Raw genomic sequence first — 1,688 nt, forward strand, 5'->3', positions numbered from 1 at the left:
GTGGCCTTTGCCAGGATAGGTGAGGTCTGGCAGGATGCTAAAATCATCAGCCTCCATGGTCGAAAGGTTGACAATCTGGTAACAGAAGTTAAGGCCCATGGAAAGATAGCCTTATTTACTGACTCAAATTTTCCTCCATCCCAAATAGCTTCCTGCTTACTTGAGAATGACGTGGAGAATAGAAGAGTGGTTGTTTGCGAGAATCTTACCTATCCCGATGAAAAAATAGTCGATACTAACCTTGAAACCTTAAGCCAGATGAGAGGATTTGGGCTATGCGTGATGATAATAGAAGAGGACCTGGAACGATAGGAAAATTTTATGGGGTTGGTCTGGGTCCAGGAGATCCGAAGTTACTTACCCTGAAGGCGAAAGAGATTTTGGAGAAAGTGGATGTGATCTTTGTTCCTAAGGCAGATAGAGAGGGGAACTCCAGGGCTCGCTCCATAGTGGAGGCGGCTACAGCAGGCCCGTGGAATTTCGTGGAACTGATTTTCCCGATGGCCAAAGATGAAAAGATACTGGGCAGTTACTGGAAAAAGGCGGCCGGTAGAATTGCGGAAGAAGTATGGATAGGAAAGACAGTAGCTTTTGTGACCATAGGAGATCCCTTTATTTACAGCACTTATATCTATGTGCTTAAAACTCTACGCCAGAACTTCCCTGATATAGAGGTGGAGACTATACCAGGGATAAGCGCTTTTAATGCTGCCGCATCTTTAGCCCAGATTCCATTGGTAGAGGGGGAAGAAAGATTGGCCATCCTTCCCGTAACGGATGATCTCAGGCCTTTACGAGAGACCTTTAAGGAATTCGATACCGTAGTTTTGATGAAAGTAGGATCGAAGCTAGAGAGAGTAGTGAGACTCTTAGATGAACTAAACTTGATAAAGAATGCAGTTTTGATTAGCCATGCGGGATGCCCCAATGAATATATCGAAAGAGACCTCTCCATATTATCGGGAAAGGAATTAGGGTACCTTTCGGTTATCATCGTAAAGTGCCGGCAGGAGGAAAAGGCTTAAAGAAAATGAAGGTTTATTTTATTGGTGCTGGACCGGGTGATCCAGAACTCTTAACTCTTAAGGCTAAGAAAGTAATAGAAAAAGCGGACATTATCATTTATGCCGGGTCTTTAACTAATAAAGATATTCTCAAATTGGCCAAAAAGGGGGCTAAAATTTATGATTCCGCGAGGATGACCCTTGATGATATCTTTAAGTTACTCCGAGAGGCAAAATCTACGGATAAAGTAATTGCCAGGATTCATAGTGGCGACCCGTCTATCTACGGTGCGACTCAAGAGCAGATGGATTGGTGTGAGGATGAGAAAATAGACTATGAAGTTATCCCTGGAGTAAGTTCCTTCGCCGCTGCTTGCGCCAGCCTGAAACAGGAGCTCACTTTGCCAGGTGTCAGCCAGACAGTGATTTTGACCAGAATTTCCGGCCGGACAGAGGTTCCGAAAAATGAGGATTTGGGAGAGTTAGCCAAAATTGGATCTACCATGGTGATCTTTTTAAGTGTCCAGGAGATAGATCGAGTGGTGGAGAGTCTGAAAGCAGGCTATGGCTTAGCTACCCCGGTAGCGGTGGTAGAGAAGGCATCCTGGCCGCATGAGAAAAAGGTTATAGGATGTTTGCACGATATTGCGGCTAAGGTTAAGGATGCGGGAATCAAGAGCCAGG

The 1,688-nt window shown here is 45.0% G+C and carries 3 protein-coding genes; all 3 read left to right on the forward strand.

What is annotated here, in order from left to right:
• Nucleotides 1-312, forward strand: a 312-nt coding sequence (locus HW443_RS11020) for a cobalt-precorrin-7 (C(5))-methyltransferase (protein ID WP_176238204.1), incomplete at its 5' end; no start/stop codon positions are given.
• The gene (gene cobI, locus HW443_RS11025) at nucleotides 276-1,025 is read left to right on the forward strand and encodes a precorrin-2 C(20)-methyltransferase (RefSeq protein ID WP_176231954.1); all 750 of its coding nucleotides are present in this window, start codon (nucleotides 276-278) and stop codon (nucleotides 1,023-1,025) included. The genes HW443_RS11020 and cobI, both read left to right, overlap by 37 nt.
• A gap of 5 nt (nucleotides 1,026-1,030) precedes the next feature.
• The coding region (cobM, locus tag HW443_RS11030; protein ID WP_176238205.1) for a precorrin-4 C(11)-methyltransferase at nucleotides 1,031-1,688 on the forward strand (658 nt) is incomplete at its 3' end.

Origin of the sequence: Candidatus Hakubella thermalkaliphila (assembly GCF_013281975.1) — a bacterium.
Classification (GTDB): Bacteria; Actinomycetota; Humimicrobiia; order Hakubellales; family Hakubellaceae; genus Hakubella; species Hakubella thermalkaliphila.